The organism is Mesorhizobium sp. LNJC405B00, assembly GCF_000502615.1.
In the GTDB taxonomy this organism is placed as follows: domain Bacteria; phylum Pseudomonadota; class Alphaproteobacteria; order Rhizobiales; family Rhizobiaceae; genus Mesorhizobium.
Genome location: NZ_AYWC01000009.1, coordinates 337,753 through 355,563 on the forward strand (window position 1 = coordinate 337,753; position 17,811 = coordinate 355,563).

Genomic DNA, 17,811 nt, shown 5'->3' on the forward strand with positions numbered 1-17,811 from the left:
AAACATGATCGCACGCCGGAGAAATCTGGCGTAAGCTGTTGTCTGGATCACGAAAAAGCCCGAATCCTTCCGTCGTTCCAAGGCGGACGGGAGGGCAGGGGTGCTCGTCCTTAAGTTGTCGAAAGCCCCACTTAAAATGTCGAAGGGATAACGCCTCTGGCGTGGTGCGAAGCAAAACTTTCGGCCAGTGTAATCATGCAACCAATTGCATTTGAATCGGTTTTAGGGACATTGCCGTGGCGGTGGCGCCGCATCGCGTCCCCCATGCGGAATTTTCAATGAATATCCAGACAAATCCTGCCCATATCGAAAAGTCCAGCGCCGGCTTCCCGGTCATCACCGAAGAGCCGATACGCTCCAATTTCCTGCCCGAAGAGCGGCTGCGCGCGCTGGGCGAAAGCCTTGCCAAGGGCGACATCAAGGACCTGTTCGGCCTGACGCCGTTCGATTTCCAGGCCCGCATCCGCGACAGCGCCAAGAAAATCCTCGAAGTCTACCGCTCGACCAATGCCGCCCAGGCCAAGGGCGAAACCATCACGCCTGCCGCGCAATGGCTGCTCGACAACAATTATCTCGTCGAGGAGACCATTTTTCAGGTCAAGCGCGACCTGCCGCGCCGTTTCTACCGGCAGTTGCCGACCCTGGAAGTGGCCGATCGCGCCGCGGTGCCGCGCGCGCTGGCCCTGGCCTGGAGCTATGTCGCCCATTCCGACAGTTCGGTTTCGGCGACCATGTTCAAATCCATCGTCGAGGGTTTTCAGTCGGTCGAGCCGCTCAAGATCGGCGAGCTCTGGGCGCTGCCGTCGCTGCTGCGCTTCGTTTTGATCGAGAATCTGCGCCGCATCGCCGTGCGCGTCGACCGCACCAGGCAGATGCGCCATATCGCCAACGAGGTCGCCGACCGCGTGCTGGCGACCGACGACAATGCAGACCGCCGGAAGATCCTGTCGGGCTACGGCGCGCATGCGCAGGACACCACCTTCGCCACCCAGTTGCTCTACCGCCTGCGCGACGGCTCGCAGAATGCCGGCAGGGCGCTGGAATGGCTGGAGGTCGAGCTCGAGAAAACCGGCTCCGACGCCGAGGAAATCATCATTTCCGAGCATCGCACGCTGTCCAGCGGCAATGTCACCACCGGCAACATCATCCGCGGCCTGCGCCTCATCAACGACGTCGACTGGACGGTGTGGTTCGAGGGCGTCAGCCGCATCGACACGCTGTTGCGCGAGCGCACCGATTTCGCCGCGCTCGATTTCTTTTCGCGCGACCAGTACCGCACGTCGATCGAGCAACTGGCGCGCCGTTCCGACCTGTCCGAATTCCGTGTCGCCGAAAAGGCCATCGAGCTGGCCAGCCATGTTCCCGGGGTCACCGATGCCTCCGGCGTGCCGGATGCATCAGCCGATCCGGCCATGCATACCGATGTCGGCTTCTTCCTGGTCGGCCCGCGCCGGCCGGATCTGGAAAAGGCGATCGGCTATCGGCCGCCCTTCCATGTGACCTTCAAGCGCGCCTTCACCGCCACGGGCTGGCTCGGCATCGTTGTGCCGGTCTTCCTGCTGACGGTGCTACTGCTGGTTGTCTCCGGCAATGCGCTTGCCCATCTCGGCCTGTCGGTGGAATCCATCACGCTGATGCTGGCGCTGTTTGCGGTGCCTGCCAGCGAAGGCGCGCTCGCCTTCTTCAACACCGTTGTTTCACTGTTCCTGAAGCCGACGCGGCTCGTCGGCTATGATTACAAGCACGGCATTCCGGCGGCATCACGCACCTTGGTCGTGGTGCCGTCGCTGATCGGCTCGCGCGATGATGTCGAGGAAAACATCCGCAACATCGAGGTGCATCACCTCGCCAACACGGCCGAAGAAATCCATTTCGCGCTGCTGTCCGACTGGCCGGATTCCAAGACCGAGATCGACGCCGCCGACATCGAGATCCTGCAATATGCGCGCGACGAGATCGCCAGGCTCAATGCCCGTTATCCCTCGGAAGGCGCGCCGCGTTTCTATATCCTGCATCGCCGCCGGCTCTACAACCAGGCGCAGGGCGCCTGGATGGGCTGGGAGCGCAAGCGCGGCAAGCTGCATGAGCTGAACCTTCTCTTGCGCGGCGACAGCGACACCACCTTCCTGCCGCTCGACGTGCCGCTGCCGGAAAAGGTCGTCTATGTCATGACGCTCGACGCCGACACGCGCACCACGCGCGACGCCGTGTCGTCACTGGTCGGCAAGCTCGCCCATCCGCTCAACCGCCCGCATTTCGACGCGACAAAGCGCGTCGTTACCGCCGGCTACACCATTCTGCAGCCGCGCATCACAGCCTCGCTCACCAGCGGCGACGACGCTTCTTTCTTCCAGCGCGTCTTCTCGTCCAACAGCGGTCTCGATCCTTACGTCTTTGCCGTCTCGGATCTCTACCAGGACGTCTTCAGCGACGGCTCCTTCACCGGCAAGGGCCTTTATCACGTCGACGCTTTCGAGGCGGCGCTGCAGGGCCGCATCGAGGAAAACACCGTCCTCAGCCACGATCTGCTCGAAGGTGCGCTGGCGCGCGCAGCACTTGTCACCGACGTCGAACTGGTCGAGGACTATCCTACCCGCTACTCGGTCGACGCCTCGCGCCACCACCGCTGGGCGCGCGGCGACTGGCAGCTGCTGCGCTTCATCTTCTCGCCGCGTTCCGGCGTGCCGGCGCTGTCGCGCTGGAAGATGGTCGACAATCTGCGCCGCTCGCTGACCCCGATCTTCTGGGTGATGGCGGCGATCGCCGGCTGGACGCTACTGCCCTTCACGCAGGCCGCGCAGTGGCAGGCGCTGCTGATCCTGTCGCTGTTCATGGCGCCGACCTTCGATGTCGTCAACGCCATCCTGCCCAAGAGCGGCGACCAGACGCCGCGCGGCCATTTCTCCGCACTGGCGCACGACACCGTCTTCGGCACGGCCCTTGTGGCGCTGAAAGTGCTGTTGATGGCGCACAATGCCTGGATGATGGGCGACGCCATCGTGCGCACGCTCTACCGCCTGTTCGTCAGCCGCCAGAACCTGCTGGAATGGCGCACCGCGTCGCAGGCGCACAAGGGCGGCGACAACGATATCGGCTCCTATTACAGCATGATGTATGGCGCCGTGATCATCGGCGTCGTCGGTCTCGCTATCCCCGTGCTGGCCGATTCCACCGGTGCCTTCGTCGCCTTCTTCTTCGCTCTGTTCTGGATCGGTTCGCCGGCGGTTGCCTGCTGGATCAGCCGCTCGGCCGAGACCGAGGACCGCCTGCGCATATCGCAGGCCGACATCCACGCGCTGCGCACCGTGGCGCGCCGCACCTGGCATTATTTCGAAACCTTCGTCACGGCCGAGCACCACAATCTGCCGCCCGACAATTTCCAGGAAAGCCCGGCGCCGGTTGTAGCGCCGCGGACGTCGCCGACCAATATCGGCGTCTACCTGCTGTCGGTGGTGTCGGCACGCGATTTCGGCTGGATTGCGCTCTCCGACGCCATCACCCGGATCGACGCCACCATGACGACCATCGAGAGCATGCCGCGCAACCGCGGCCACCTCTTCAACTGGTACGACACCACGACGCTCAAGCCGCTCTATCCGCTTTACATCTCGGCCGTCGACAGCGGCAATCTCGCCGGACATCTGGTCGCGGTGGCGGCGGCCTGTGCGGAGTGGGCGGAAGCCCCGTCCGTTCACCTGCAGGGCGATTTCGAAGGCGTCCTCGACACGGTGAGCATCCTCGACGAGAGCCTCGAGGAATTGCCTGACGACCGCCGGCAACTGCGGCCGTTGCGCCAGCGTCTGGCCGACCGCCTCGACGGCATGCGGCGCGCCGTCATGACCATCAAGGCGCAGCCGGAGATGGCCTCAATCCGCACGATTAACCTGGCCGTGCTTGCCGGCGAGATCCGCAAGCTCGCCACCGCCATCCACACCGAGGCCGGATCGCAGCGGAGCGACATTATCGCCGACTGGGCGGCACGGCTGGAAGCGACCTGCGAGGCGCATGTGCATGACTCGCACAGCGACGAAAACGCCGTCGAAGCCTTGCGCGCCAAGCTGCTGGCGCTGCGCGAACGCTGCCGCCGCTATGCCTTCGAGATGGATTTCTCTTTCCTGATGCGTCAGGAGCGCAAACTGCTGTCAATCGGCTACCGGGTCGAGGAGCATCAGCTCGATGAGAGCTGCTACGATCTGCTCGCCTCCGAGGCGCGGCTGACCAGCCTGTTCGCCATCGCCAAGGGTGACCTGCCCACGGAGCATTGGTTCCGGCTTGGAAGGCCGATCGTCGAGATCGGCTTCCAGGGTGCGCTGATGTCCTGGTCGGGCTCGATGTTCGAGTATCTGATGCCGCCACTGGTGATGAAGGAACCGCAGGGCTCGATCCTCAACCAGACCAGCAAGCTGATCATCAAGCGTCAGATCCAGTACGCGCGTTCGAAGAACGTGCCCTGGGGCATTTCGGAAGCGGCCTACAATGCCCGCGACCGCGAACTGACCTACCAGTATACCAATTTCGGCGTGCCCGGACTTGGGCTCAAGCGTGGCCTTGGCCAGAACACGGTGATCGCGCCTTACGCCACGATCCTCGCGGCGCAGTTCACACCGCGCGAATCCGTCCAGAATTTGGCCAGGCTGCGCTCCATCGGCGCTCTCGGCCGGCATGGCTTTTACGACGCCGTCGACTTCACGCCGCAGCGCGTGCCGGAAGGCACCGACCATGCCGTTGTCCTGAACTACATGGCGCATCACTCCGGCATGTCGATCGCCGCCGTTGCCGACGCCATCTTCGAGGGCCGGCTGCGCGACCGCTTCCACAGCGATCCGGTGATCGAGTCTGCCGAACTCCTGCTGCAGGAGAGGGCGCCGCGCGACATCCCGACCGCCACGGTCAGGACCGAAGCCGACGAGCGCTCGAAGGACGAGACCGAGGTCGAGAGCCCGGATTCGCGCATCGTCCTCGACCCGCTGAGGGCGTTGCGCGCCACCAGCGTCATGTCCAATGGCCGCTACTCCGTCATGGTCTCGGCCACCGGTTCCGGTTACAGCCGCTGGGGCGAACTCGCCGTCACCCGTTGGCAGCCCGATCCGACCGAAGACCGGCTCGGCTCCTACATCTTCCTGCGCGACGCCGGCAGCGGCGACTGGTGGTCGGCCACCGCAGAGCCGAAGCAGGCGACCGGCGAGAGAGTGCAAACGCTGTTTTCCGACGACAAGGCGAGCTTCGTCAAAACAGTGGGCTCGCTGCGTTCGGAGGTCGAATGCATCGTCATCTCGGAAGGCAATGGCGAGGGACGGCGCGTCACGCTCTACAACGACGGCGCCACTGACCGGCATATCGAGGTGACCTCCTTTGCCGAGCTGGTGCTGGGCAACGAAGCGTCCGACAATGCCCATCCTGCGTTCTCGAAAATGTTTATAGAGACCGAGATCGCTGCCAACAACGGTGCCATCTTTGCCACCAGGCGCAAGCGCGACAAGAACGAGCCTGACGTCACCATGGTGCATTTCGTCACCGATCCGTCCGGGTCGGCGCGCGATGCCGAGGCCGAAACCGACCGCCGTGCCTTCATCGGCCGTGGCCGTACCATCGCGGAAGCGGCGGCCTTCGATCCCGGCGCCAAGCTTGGCGGTCACCACGGCTTCACCCTCGATCCGGTAGCGGCCCTGCGCCGCCAGGTGCGGGTGCCGGCCAACAAGAAGATATCGCTGACCTTCTGGACCGCCGTCGGCGCCAACCGCGCCGAACTGGACGAGGCCATCGCCAGGCTCGACCATCCCGAAAGTTTTGCTCGCCAGGCGATGCTTGCCTGGACGCGTTCGCAGGTGCAGACCCGCCATCTTGGTCTGAGCCTGACCGACGCCGCCAACGTGCAGAAGCTGGCGCGCTTCCTGATCTATCCCGATCCGTTCCTGCGCCTGCCCGGCGAATCCATCGCTTCGGGGCTGGGCAAGCAGTCCAGCCTGTGGCCGACCAGCATTTCGGGCGATTTCCCGATCTTCCTGGTCCGCATCGGCGACGTGGCCGACCTCGAAATTGTCGCCCAGGCGCTGCGCTTCCAGGAGTATATGCGCGCCCGCGGCATGATGATCGACTTCGTGGTCGTCAACGAGCAGGCATCGTCCTATGTCCAGGACCTGCAGCGCGCGGTCGAAACGCTGTGCGAAAACAGCCGCCTGCGCGGCAAGGAACTCGGGCCGCGCCAGCACATCTTCGCCGTGCGCCGCGACCTGATGGACGAGGCGACGTACAAGACGCTGCTGGCGGTTGCCCGCGTGGTTCTGCACACACGCAACGGCACCATCTTCGACCAGATCGAACGCGCCGAGGCGGCAGCCTTGCAAGCACGCGATGCCCTGCAGCCGGCGGCCCCCGCGTCACTGCGCGAGCCGTCTCTGCCGGTGCCGGCGGCGCCTGCATACCATGCCGCGTCCGACAGCAGCGCCGACGGCAGCGGCCTCAGCCAGTGGAACGGCTTCGGCGGTTTCGAAGGCGATGGCCGTCACTATGTCACGCGTCTCACCGGCCGGCGCACGACTCCGCAGCCCTGGATCAACGTCGTCTCGAACGCCTCGTTCGGCTTCCATGTCTCGGCCGAAGGCGCTGCCTTCACCTGGAGCCGCAACAGCCGCGATTACCAACTGACGCCATGGTCGAACGATCCGGTCACCAACCGGCCGGGCGAGGGCATCTACATCTACGATCAGGCCAGCGGCAAGGCATTCTCGCCGCTGGCTGCCGTGGTCCGCGATCCCTCGATGACCTATGAGACATGGCACGGCCAGGGCTTCTCGACCTTCCGGTCCAAACGCGGCCCGCTGTCGATGGATCTGACGCACGTCGTCGATCCCGTCGATCCAGTGAAGATCACGCGGCTGCGCATCCAGAACTCGGGCTCGGCGCCGGCGCGGCTGCGCGTCTATGCCTATGCCGAATGGGTTCTCGGCAGCCATCGCTCGAGCACGGCTGCGACCATCATCCCGTCCAGGGATCCAGCGACCGGCGCGCTTCTGGCGCAAAACCCCTACGGTCTCGATTTCGGCGACCGGGTGGCCTTCCTGGCCGCCACCGGTCCGGTGCATTCGGTGACAGCCGATCGCGGCGAGTTCATCGGCAGGCATGGCACCAGCGCCTTCCCGCACGCCGTCGTCAGCGGAGCCGGCCTGTCGGGCCGCGTCGAGGCCGGCGACGATCCGTGCGCAGCTGTCGCCAGCGATGTCGACATCCCCGCCGGCGGCGACGTCACGCTGGTCTGGCTGCTTGGCGACGCCGCCACATCAGCCGAGGCGAGCGCTTTGGTGCAGACCCATTCGGGCAAGGATTTCGACCAGCGGCTGGCCGACAATGAACGCGTCTGGCGCGGCTTCCTCGACACCATCCAGGTCGAGACGCCCGACAAGGCGCTCGACGCCATGGTCAATCACTGGCTGCCCTATCAGAGCCTGGCCTGCCGCATCCGCGCCCGCTCGGCCTTTTATCAGGCAAGCGGCGCCTTCGGCTTCCGCGACCAGCTGCAGGACACGCTGGCCCTGCTTGCGCATGATCCGAAACTGGCGCGCGACCAGATCCTCAATGCGGCGCGCCGGCAGTTCCCCGAAGGCGATGTCCAGCATTGGTGGTTGCCGCGCACCGACGCCGGCGTGCGCACCATGATCTCCGACGATGTGGTCTGGCTGGCGCATGCCACCAATCGCTACATCGAGGTGACCGGCGATACAGGGATCCTGAAGGAGCAGCTGCCTTTCATCGACGGGCAGGTGCTGGGCGAGGGCGAGCACGACGCCTTCTTCACGCCGGAAATCTCCAAGACGAACGCTTCGCTCTACGACCATTGCGCGCGCGCGCTCGACCTTGCGGTCAAGCGCAGCAGCCCGGCCGGGCTGCCGCTGATCCTCGGCGGCGACTGGAACGACGGCATGAACCGCGTCGGCGAAGCCGGCAAGGGGGAGAGTGTCTGGCTCGGCTGGTTCCTTTTGAAGACGCTGGGCGACTTTACCACCGTGGCCAAGGGGCAGGGCGACACCAAGCGGGCGCAGGCCTGGACAAAACACGCCGATGTGCTGAAGCGGGCGCTGGAAAGCACCGCCTGGGACGGCCAGTGGTATCGCCGCGGCAGCTACGACGACGGCACGCCGCTTGGCTCGCATAATTCGGACGAGTGCAAGATCGACTCCATCGCGCAGTCGTGGAGCGTGCTCTCCGGCGAGGGCGACCCCGCGCGCTCGACCACGGCGATGCAGCAGGCGACGAACCTGCTGGTCGACGACAAGCTCAAGATCGTCAAACTGTTTACCCCGGCCTTCCAGAACACGAGAAAGGACCCTGGTTACATCAAGAGTTATCCGCCGGGCGTGCGCGAGAACGGCGGCCAGTACACCCATGCGGCGACCTGGTTTGTCATCGCGCTCGCTGAAATGGGCCGCACCGACGATGCCTATCGCTGCTTCTCGATGCTGAACCCGGTCAACCATGCGCTCGACGATGCATCGGCCGAGCATTACCGCGTCGAGCCGTACGTCGTCGCCGCCGACATCTATTCCGGTGAGGGCAAGGGCGGTCGCGGCGGCTGGACCTGGTATACGGGCTCAGCGGGATGGCTCTACCGTGCTGCGGTCGAAGGAATTCTGGGCATTGAGCGGCGGGGCAAGCAGATCACGTTCCGGCCGAAACTGCCCAGCCATTGGGACGGCTATTCTGCCACGCTGAAGATGCTGGGGTCGGAGATCAAGGTTCGCGTCATCCGCGACAAAAAGGCCAAATTCATCTCGCTCGAAGTCAATGGAACCAAGACAAAGTCTTCCGGTTTTCAGCCGAAAGCCGGCGACAAGACCGAGGTGGTCGTCAAGATACCCGCGTAAAATCAAAGGCTTCAGGTTATTGACGCGCGCCTTTCGAGGCGCGCGTTTTCTACTTCGGCATGCTCCTGGCGCAGAACGGCGTGCCTTCCCGATAACGGCGGTCCAAGCGTGCAGTGACTAAAAATGTGGCAGCGCCAGCTGCTGCCATGATTTTGCCGCAAGACTGACATTTCACCTTTTATCTCAAACCGTTAGGTGATCACGGCAGATTTCGCAACGTCGTCATCTTTTGTTCGCAGAATGGGAACGGAAGAGGTAGACGGGCATTGTTTTGCGACCCGTTAACCGGTACGTGTCAAGAAATGGTGCGGTGCACAATAATGTTTTGGGCGGAGTAGCTGAAGTGTCACTTCTGCAAATCTACTGGAGAGCGCTGGGTTATCTCGCAGCCGACAGGAAGCGCGTTGCGTTTATCTGCGGTGCGAATGTCGCGCTCGCCATTATCGCCATCCTCGAGCCGATCATGTTCGGCCGGGTGATCGACGCCATCTCCGATAAGGGTTCGGTGTTTTCGACGCTCGCGCTGTGGGCCGGTCTCGGCGCCTTTAACATCGTCGCCTTCGTGCTGGTGGCGCGCGGCGCCGACCGTTTTGCCCACAAGCGTCGCAGCGAGGTGCTGTGCCAGTCGTTCGAGCGCGTGATCACCATGCCGCTCGCCTGGCACCACCAGCGCGGCACCTCCAACGCGCTGCACACGCTGCTGCGCGCCGTCGAGACGCTGTTCAGCCTGTGGCTTGAATTCATGCGCCAGCATCTGTCGACGGCGGTTGCGCTGGCTCTGCTGATCCCGACCGCGATAAGCATGGATCTGCGCATGTCGCTGGTACTGATGGCGCTGGGCGTTCTCTATGTCGGCATCGGCCGGCTTGTGATGAAGCGCACCAAGGCAGGCCAGGCCGCCGTGGAGCGCCACTACCATCAGGTGTTCGCGCATGTGACCGACTCGGTCAGCAATGTGGCCGTGCTGCAGAGCTACAACCGTCTCGGCCACGAGGCCGATACGCTGCGCCGCTATGTCAAGAACCTGCTCGACGCGCAGAACCCGGTGCTCGACTGGTGGGCGATGGCCAATGCGTTGCACCGCCTGTCGTCGACCATTTCGATGATGGTTGTGCTTTTGATCGGCGCCTATCTGGTCACCCATGGCCAGCTCAAGATCGGCGACGTCATCGCCTTCACCGGCTTTGCCACGCTGCTGATTGCCCGCCTCGACCAGATGTCGGCTTTCGCCAACCAGATTTCGGAAGCCCGCGCCAAGCTCGAGGACTTCTATCACCTCGAGGATTCGGCCGCCGACTCCGCCGAGCCGGACGGCTTGCGCGACCTCACCAACGTCACCGGCCACGTCCGCTTCGAGAATGTCGGCTTCGAGTTTGCCAATTCGAGGCAGGGCGTCGACGACGTCTCCTTCGAAGTCCAGGCCGGGCAGACGGTTGCCATCGTCGGCCCGACCGGCGCCGGCAAGACGACGCTGATCAACCTCTTGCAGCGCGTCTTCTCGCCGTCTCATGGCCGTATCCTGATCGACGGCATCGACACCCGCACGGTGACCCGCAAGTCGCTGCGTCATTCGATCGCCACCGTCTTCCAGGATGCCGGCCTGCTCAACCGCTCGATCGAGGACAACATCCGCGTCGGTCGTGCCGAGGCGACTTATGACGAGGTTCACGCCGCCGCCAATGCGGCTGCCGCGCAGGATTTCATCCTTGCCAAGAGCGCCGGCTATGACACCGTCGTTGGCGAGCGCGGCGGCCAGCTTTCAGGCGGCGAGCGTCAGCGCATCGCCATTGCCCGCGCCGTGCTCAAGGACGCACCGATCCTGGTGCTCGACGAGGCAACGAGCGCGCTCGATGTCGAGACCGAGGACCGCGTCAAGGAAGCCATCGACGAACTGAGGCGCAACCGCACCACCTTCATCATCGCCCACCGCCTGACCACCGTCCGCGACGCCGACCTGGTCGTGTTCATGGACAAGGGCAAGGTGGTCGAGATGGGCGGCTTCGCCGAACTGTCGCTGCGCAATGGCCGTTTCGCCAGCCTGCTGCGCGCCGGCGGCCTGCTCAACGACGAGGAAGTCCGCCGCCTCAGCCGCACCGTGAATATCGAAGCGGCGTAGCTTTTTTACCTCCCCCTTGTGGGGAGGTCGGACCTGTAGGGTCCGGGTGGGGGTAGTGCCCCACCACCCCCACCCGGCTGCTTCGCAGCGACCCTCCCGACGAGGGGGAGGGTAAATAAGACTGCGACCTCCCTCGATTGCCCCGAACGCGCCGCCGGTCTATCTAGACCTTATGAGCGATACCTCCTCACGCCTCGCCGGCTGGACCGACCTCGCCAACCCCACGCGCTTTGTCGGGCTGGCCGATAGGCTGGTGCCGTGGCTGGCGTCGATCGCCGCGATCCTGCTCGCCATCGGTCTCTATATGAGCTTTGCCGCGCCTGAGGATTTCCAGCAGGGCATCACGGTCCGCATCATGTATATCCACGTGCCTTTCGCCTGGCTCGCCATGATGTGCTACACGGTGATGGCCGTCGCCGCGCTCGGCACGCTGGTCTGGCGCCATCCCTTGGCCGATGTCGCGCTGAAGTCGGCAGCCCCGATCGGCGCCACCTTCACCGCGCTTGCGCTGGTCACCGGCTCGATCTGGGGCAAGCCGATGTGGGGCACCTGGTGGGTCTGGGACGCCCGCCTGACCTCGGTCTTCATCCTGTTCCTGATGTATCTCGGCATCATCGCGCTGACGCGTGCGCTGGATGACGCCAGCCGCGCCGCCTGGGCCGCCGCCATCATCACGCTCGTCGGCTTCATCAACATCCCGATCATCAAATTCTCGGTCGACTGGTGGAACACGCTGCACCAGCCGGCCTCGGTGTTCCGGCTCGGCGGGCCGACGATCGATCCCAGCCTGCTATGGCCGCTGCTGGTGATGGCGCTCGGCTTCACCGTGCTGTTCTTCGCGCTGCATTTGACGGCGATGCGCACCGAGATCCGCCGCCGGCGGGTCATTGCCATGCGGCGCATCGCGGCGCGGCAGGCAGAGCAACGCGACTAGGCGGTTCTCTTTTCCGGCACTCGAATGACAACCGAAACAGCAGCCTTTGCCTGTCTCCGTCTAAATTAGAGTATGCTGCTATGTTGCTGCATAGCAACGAGGATTCCTGAAAGAGTGCCCTGACTGCGTCTGCTTATTGACAGCTCCAACCGCAGGCGAGCAAGTAGCTGGAAGGCTACGAGGGAATCGACGATGAAACTGCTTCTACTAGCTGGTGTGTCGACAACGGCATTGGTGCTTGGCTGGAGTTCGGCCTACGCCGCCGACGCGATCGTCGACGTTCCGAGGGCAGAGGATCTCTGGTACGTCACGCTCTTCGGCGGCGCCAGTTTCCCGAACCATGTGAAAACGGACTACAATGGTACTGGGTATTCAGTCGATCTTGATACCGGGTTCGTAATCGGCGGCGCTGTCGGTCGGCGCATCAACGATGTGTTTCGTGTCGAAGGCGAACTGTCCTACGCGCGCTACAAGGCAAGCGAATACAGCTACACGGGCGTCGGCAACTATCCGGCTTCCGGCAATCTGTCGGCCACCTATCTTCTCGCCAACGTCTGGGCCGATGTTGCGCATTTTGGTGATGCCAAACTCTATGTCGGCGGCGGTCTCGGCGCGGCGTATGTTACCGCCGATACTCACTTTGATGGCCACGCCTATGGATACGGGCCTGGCGGCTGGGGTTTCGCCGGCCAGGTGGGCACCGGTGTTACCTACGCGGTAACGCAGAATGTCGACCTCGATTTCGGTTACCGCTTCAAGGCCGTGACAAGCGTGGATCTAGACGACAATGATGGCGGCGGCACATACGAGAACGCCAAATTGTACTCCCACAATCTCCAGCTTGGCGTTACCCTGAAGTTCTGATTGGTTCGTCGCAGGCCGCGACCGGGATTTGACGGATGCCGCTCTTGCCACGCCGGCAACCCCTGGGCCTGCCGGCAATGATCCCAGCCTCGCTGCCGACCGCCGGTGAGCCGGCGGAAAAGACATTGCAGCGCGGCATCGACCTGCAACGGCGCAAGCGTTTTCGCGAGGCCGAGTTCTGCTACCAGACGGTGCTTCGCACGCAGCCCAAAAATGCCATGGCGCTGAACCTGATGGGCACGCTCGCCATCGAGGCCGAGCATCATGACGCCGCCATTGCCTATATGGAAAGGGCGGTCAAGCTCGAACCGGACAACGCCATCTTCCGCAACAATCTCGGCAATGCCTACAATGTCACCGGCAACGTCGACAAGGCGCGCAGACATCTGAGAAAGGCGATCGAGCTCGACGGAGGGCTCATCGAAGCGCTGTGCAATCTCGGCCGCTCCTACCGCAGCCAGCTCGAGGGCGACATTGCCGAAGGGTTCTATCGCCAGGCGCTGGCTATCGACGGCCAGTCGGTGATGGCACTTGCCGGTATGGGCGATTTGCTCACCGACATTGGCCGGCCGGCCGAGGCGGTCGAATGCTTCAGCAAGGCCCTTGCCATCGACCCGGGCAATGTCGAGGCGCTGGCTGGAATGGCGCTTGCGCGCCGGGCGGTCAAGGACGATCCGACGTTGCCTTTGGTGCTGAAACGCCTGGAATTGCCGACAACCACCGATCGCGAGCGGGTAGTGCTGCACCACGCCGCCGGCAAGATGCTCAATGATCAGCGCGAGTATGGCCCGGCCATCCGCCATTTCGCGAGGGCCAAGGCGATTTCCGGCAATGATTTCGACATCGACCGGCACACCCAGCTTTACGACAGCTTCATCGACACCTTCGACGCTGGCTTCTTCAAGATGCGAGCCAGTTTGGGAAATCCATCCAGGCGCCCGGTCTTCATCGTCGGCATGCCCCGGTCGGGAACGACGCTGACCGAGCAGATATGCGCTAGCCATCGCGATATCCATGGCGCCGGCGAGTTGTCGACCATTCGTTCACTTGCCGGCGAACTTGGGTTCGACAAGCTCGACCCAGCCATTTTCACCAAGGCCATGGCGGCGCTCACTGCGGCCAAGGCCAAGGAGCTTGGATCGAAATATCTCGACGATCTCAAAAAGCGCAACAACACGGTGCGGCTTGTCGTCGACAAGATGCCGCATAATTTCGAGCTGCTGGCCTTCATCAGCCTGATCTTGCCGAATGCCCGCATCATCCATTGCCGGCGTGACCCGATGGACAATTGCGCGTCCTGTTTCATGCATAATTTTTCCGAGGCGCACGGCTATAATGCCGATCTGACCAAGCTTGGGCAGTATTACCGGCAGTATGACCGCCTGATGCGCCATTGGACCAAGGTCATCCCGCTGAATATCCACGACATGCCCTACGAGGAAACGGTCGCCGATTTCGAAAATCGCGCCCGTGTATTGATCGGATTCCTCGGCGTTGAGTGGGACGATGCCTGCCTGCGTTTCAACGAGACCGAGCGCACCGTGCGGACGCCGAGCCGCTGGCAGGTGCGCCAGCCGATCTATTCATCCTCGGTCGAGCGCTGGAAGCTGTATGGCGACGCGCTGGATCCGCTGAAGGCGGCGCTGGGTCCGGTTTATCAGTCCTGATTTCAGTTGGCCCGAACAACCTCGCGCTCGACGCGCGCTGGCGTAGATTAGACCTGAGTTGCATCGTGCTTTGGGGCCAAATGAAAGCCGAATGCTTTCATGACCGCCAGTGTGGTTTCCAGCGTAGGATTACCGTTTTCGCTGAGCGAGGTATAAAGATGCTCGCGAGCCAAGCCGGTCTTTCTGGCAATGTTGCTCATCCCCTTGGCGCGGGCAACGACACCGAGGGCCGACGCGACGAATTTGGCGTCTCCGGTTTCCATTGCCTCTGCCAGAAACGCCTCGATTGCCGTATCGGAATCGAGCATTTCGGCGGGATCGAAATCATAGATTTTTTCAACCATTGTCGTCACTCCATTCTACGGCCAGGCGCTTTGCTGTCCGTATGTCGGTTTCTTGTGAACTTTTATCCCCGCCGAACAGGAGCAGGATGACCGTTTCACCGCGCTTGTGAAATAAACGCGATAGCCGGGCCCATAGTGAATGCGCAATTCACTGATGCGTTCACCCACTGGGGCCACGTCGCCGGGATTTCCTACAATCAAACGTTGCAGCCGAACGGCAATTGCCGCCTTGGCTCTTCCGTCTTTCAGCTTTTGGTGCCACCTCCGAAAGGTGGCTGTCTGCTTCAGGATTGCCATGGGGACTAGTAAGTTATAAATTACAATTCGTCAATGTCGAAATAGGGCGAGCCTCCAAAACGAAAAGCCTCACCCCATCCGCCCACGCGCTTCCACCTTCAGCGTTTCCAGCACCTTGTGACCGTCGATCAGATGCACCTGGTCGAACAGGTTGGTCACGACGCAGCAATGATCAGGCACCACGCGAACGCGTTCGCCGATGCGCAGGCTCGCGCCATTCGCAAGCGTGACCGTGCCATGTTCCTCGCTCAAGCTGGTGACGCGGGCGCCGGGCATGCCGAGCAGCTCGCCAAAATCGGCGAGCCCCAGCGTGTCGCTGGACAGCGCCTTGCTGCCGCTGTCGAGGATGGCGCGGGCCGGCGTCGGATGGCTGACCACGGTGGCGAGCACCGTCAGCGCACAATCGTCGAGCGTGCCGACGCCTTTGGCGACCTGGTAGCGGTCGAGATAGATGTAGGTGCCGGGGCGGTATTCGGTGACCACGCTGTCCTCGCCGGAGCGCCACATATCCGGCGTGCCGCCGCTGGAGATGCGTTCACAGGCGAGATCCGACGCCGCAAGGGCCTGCTTGGCGCCGGCCAGCCAGGATTCGGCCTCGGCGGCGCGGCCTGCCGCGGGGTAGGTCATCAGTCCGCCGAAGGTGAGCCCCTTGGCCTGGTCGATGATTTTCGCCAAGGCCAACGCCTCGGCGGCGCTCTGCACACCGCAGCGGCCCATGCCGGTGTCGCATTCGACCAGCACGGGCAGGGGCCGCCCGGCATCGACGAAAGTAGCGGCGAGCCCCTCCAGCGTTTCGCGGCTGTCGGCCGTCACTGACAGCGTCACACGACCATGCAGCGCCTTGAGGCGCTCCAGCTTGGCGCGGCCAAGGATGTTGTAGGGCAGGAAGATGTCGGAGAGCCCGGCATCGGCCATCACTTCCGCCTCGCCGATCTTCTGGCAGCTGATGCCGACCGCACCTGCCGCCACCTGTTTCTTCGCCCAATAGGGCAGCTTGTGCGTCTTGATGTGCGGCCTGAGTTTTAGCCCGTGGCGGTCGGCATGCGCCTGCGCCTTGATGATGTTGGCTTCGGCGCGGGCCGCATCGATCAGGATCGCCGGCGTATCGAGGTCGTCTATGCTGTGCATGGGATTGTTACCTTGGGAATTTAGCCTGGACTTATGGCCTCGATCGGGCCGGATGTCATGAGGCCAGCATGCAGTTTGCGTCGACACCGCGGCGCTGTTCGGCTATGCGCTTTAGGCAATTCCAGGGAATGCGACGCGAAGGGATCACGACCATGAAACGCTCCACCGTCAACGACATCATCCGCGATGCCGACGCCTTCATCCGCTCGTTCGGCTACATCATGCCGCCTTTCGCCTATTGGTCACCGGAGGAGATGAAGGCGCACAAGGCCGACTCCGCGGCCGTGTTCACCTCGCGGCTCGGCTGGGACATCACCGATTACGGCCAGGAGAAATTCGACGAACTCGGCCTGTTCCTGTTCACGGTGCGCAATGGCGTCTATGCCGACATGAAGAAGGGCATGGGCATGCTCTATGCCGAAAAAATCATGATCTCGCGCAAGGACCAGCTGTCGCCGATGCATCGCCACAACATCAAGGCCGAGGACATCATCAACCGTGGCGGCGGGAAGCTGGTGCTCGAACTGTTCATGCACGATCGCGACGGCGGCATCGATCCGAAGGCCGAAGTGTCGGTGCCGGTCGACGGCACCATCCACAGGCTGCCGGCAGGCGGGCTGCTGAAGCTCGACCCGGGCCAGAGCGTGACGCTGATGCCCGGCGTCTGGCACGCCTTCTGGGCCGAGGGCAAGGATGTGCTGATCGGCGAGGTCTCGACCGTCAATGACGACCTTACCGACAACGTCTTCCGCGAACCGATCGGCCGCTTCTCCAACATCCACGAGGACGTTGCGCCGGTGCACCTGCTGGTGTCCGACTATGAAAAGTGGGTGGGGTAGGCGGCCTCGCCGCTTTTACTTCGTTTGATTGAGAAGTGCGCCCAGCCTGCGCACTTCGGCGATCAGGCGAGGCATGTCCTGCCGCGCCGCAGCCATGAAATCCTGGTCTTCGGCCGTGGCGCTGGCCATTTCGATATCGTCGCCGCGATCCGCGCCTTCATCGGTTTGAATGAAATTCGATCTGCTCAGCAAATCCCGACCCTCGACCCATGATTTCCATGGGCCGGGCTGAGCTGCGGCAGCACGCGCGCCTCCATTTCCTGGAGTTCGAGCTCGGATGGAGAGGTGTTCATGGTGACCGATTACTCGACGCTGTTAACGACAAAGCGAAATGCACTCTCGAACAGCACGCCCGAGATCCTCTGGCGTATCTGTTGAAGACAAGATCGTGTCCAGCGGCACGGCACTCTCTCTGTTGATTTTGGCATAGGGGGTAAGTGTGAATTTGTCGTCCCTTCCCTGGTCGACCGACATCTGACGGGATTTCCGAAGGAGGGAGTTGTACGACTTGAAGCCGAACCGCGAAGCCGAGCTGTCAAGAAGAACCGTGTGTACGATGTCGTCGGGCACATCGCTGGCATAAGCACCAAGCGCGTTGAGTGTTGCTAGACCGATCTCTTTGTCGGAGACCGAAGGTAGCTCGCCAATCAAAATGACGGGACCTGCGAACTTCTCCCAGCCGTCGCGGGTGGTAGCCATCGGAATTGCAAACACACTTTTATCAACTATGTTCAGGAAGCAATGTCTCATGTATCGACTCCCAT

9 protein-coding genes and 1 pseudogene are annotated in these 17,811 nt (G+C 62.9%); 6 read left to right on the plus strand and 4 right to left on the minus strand.

Annotation, left to right across the window (positions count from 1 at the left end; genetic code table 11):
* Positions 1–278 precede the first annotated feature (278 nt).
* The 5 genes from X756_RS147145 (at position 279) to X756_RS147125 (ending at position 14,439) form a co-directional block, all read left to right on the plus strand.
* Positions 279–8,858 carry a glucoamylase family protein gene (locus tag X756_RS147145; RefSeq protein ID WP_023730509.1) on the plus strand — a complete coding sequence of 2,860 codons (8,580 nt, stop codon included), beginning with the start codon at positions 279–281 and terminating at the stop codon, positions 8,856–8,858.
* A 343-nt stretch (positions 8,859–9,201) separates the two neighbouring features.
* Positions 9,202–10,974: a glucan ABC transporter ATP-binding protein/ permease gene (locus X756_RS147140; protein WP_023672897.1), complete on the plus strand. Its 1,773-nt coding sequence runs from the start codon at positions 9,202–9,204 to the stop codon at positions 10,972–10,974.
* A 172-nt stretch (positions 10,975–11,146) separates the two neighbouring features.
* A complete protein-coding gene (locus X756_RS147135; protein WP_023715243.1) occupies positions 11,147–11,908 on the plus strand; it encodes a heme ABC transporter permease in 762 nt (253 codons plus the stop codon).
* Positions 11,909–12,100: 192 nt separating this feature from the next.
* On the plus strand, positions 12,101–12,772 hold the full coding sequence (locus X756_RS147130; RefSeq protein WP_031238865.1) for an outer membrane beta-barrel protein: 672 nt from the start codon (positions 12,101–12,103) through the stop codon (positions 12,770–12,772).
* A gap of 35 nt (positions 12,773–12,807) precedes the next feature.
* Positions 12,808–14,439, plus strand: coding sequence for a sulfotransferase (locus X756_RS147125; protein WP_031238866.1), 1,632 nt, complete (start codon positions 12,808–12,810; stop codon positions 14,437–14,439).
* A 47-nt stretch (positions 14,440–14,486) separates the two neighbouring features.
* Here X756_RS147125 and X756_RS1000000169425 read toward each other — a convergent pair whose 3' ends face one another.
* From X756_RS1000000169425 to X756_RS147115, 3 genes and pseudogenes are all read right to left on the minus strand, one after another.
* Positions 14,487–14,783, minus strand: a complete 297-nt coding sequence (locus X756_RS1000000169425; RefSeq protein ID WP_023672893.1) for an addiction module antidote protein — start codon at positions 14,781–14,783, stop codon at positions 14,487–14,489.
* Positions 14,776–15,080 (minus strand): annotated as a pseudogene (locus X756_RS1000000169430) (type II toxin-antitoxin system RelE/ParE family toxin). The gene X756_RS1000000169425 and the pseudogene X756_RS1000000169430 overlap by 8 nt, the downstream one beginning before the upstream one ends.
* A gap of 69 nt (positions 15,081–15,149) precedes the next feature.
* Entirely contained in the window at positions 15,150–16,208 is a 1,059-nt protein-coding gene (locus X756_RS147115; RefSeq protein ID WP_023730512.1) for a D-TA family PLP-dependent enzyme, read from the minus strand.
* A 152-nt stretch (positions 16,209–16,360) separates the two neighbouring features.
* Between X756_RS147115 and X756_RS147110 the strand changes: the two genes are divergently transcribed.
* Positions 16,361–17,047 carry a D-lyxose/D-mannose family sugar isomerase gene (locus tag X756_RS147110; protein WP_023730513.1) on the plus strand — a complete coding sequence of 229 codons (687 nt, stop codon included), beginning with the start codon at positions 16,361–16,363 and terminating at the stop codon, positions 17,045–17,047.
* Positions 17,048–17,362: 315 nt separating this feature from the next.
* Here the strand turns inward: X756_RS147110 and X756_RS147105 are convergent, their stop codons facing one another.
* Complete coding sequence (locus X756_RS147105) at positions 17,363–17,797, minus strand: hypothetical protein (protein WP_156941396.1); 435 nt, start codon at positions 17,795–17,797, stop codon at positions 17,363–17,365.
* Between the last annotated feature and the right edge of the window lie 14 nt (positions 17,798–17,811).

Excerpts from the sequence above, each read along its gene's own strand:
- X756_RS147125 (WP_031238866.1), top strand. The coding sequence starts at position 12,808 with ATGCCGCTCTTGCCACGCCGGCAACCCCTGGGCCTGCCGGCAATGATC.
- X756_RS147115 (WP_023730512.1), bottom strand. The coding sequence starts at position 16,208 with ATGCACAGCATAGACGACCTCGATACGCCGGCGATCCTGATCGATGCG.
- X756_RS147105 (WP_156941396.1), bottom strand. The coding sequence starts at position 17,797 with ATGAGACATTGCTTCCTGAACATAGTTGATAAAAGTGTGTTTGCAATT.
- X756_RS147130 (WP_031238865.1), top strand. The coding sequence starts at position 12,101 with ATGAAACTGCTTCTACTAGCTGGTGTGTCGACAACGGCATTGGTGCTT.
- X756_RS147145 (WP_023730509.1), top strand. The coding sequence starts at position 279 with ATGAATATCCAGACAAATCCTGCCCATATCGAAAAGTCCAGCGCCGGC.
- X756_RS147135 (WP_023715243.1), top strand. The coding sequence starts at position 11,147 with ATGAGCGATACCTCCTCACGCCTCGCCGGCTGGACCGACCTCGCCAAC.
- X756_RS147110 (WP_023730513.1), top strand. The coding sequence starts at position 16,361 with ATGAAACGCTCCACCGTCAACGACATCATCCGCGATGCCGACGCCTTC.
- X756_RS1000000169425 (WP_023672893.1), bottom strand. The coding sequence starts at position 14,783 with ATGGTTGAAAAAATCTATGATTTCGATCCCGCCGAAATGCTCGATTCC.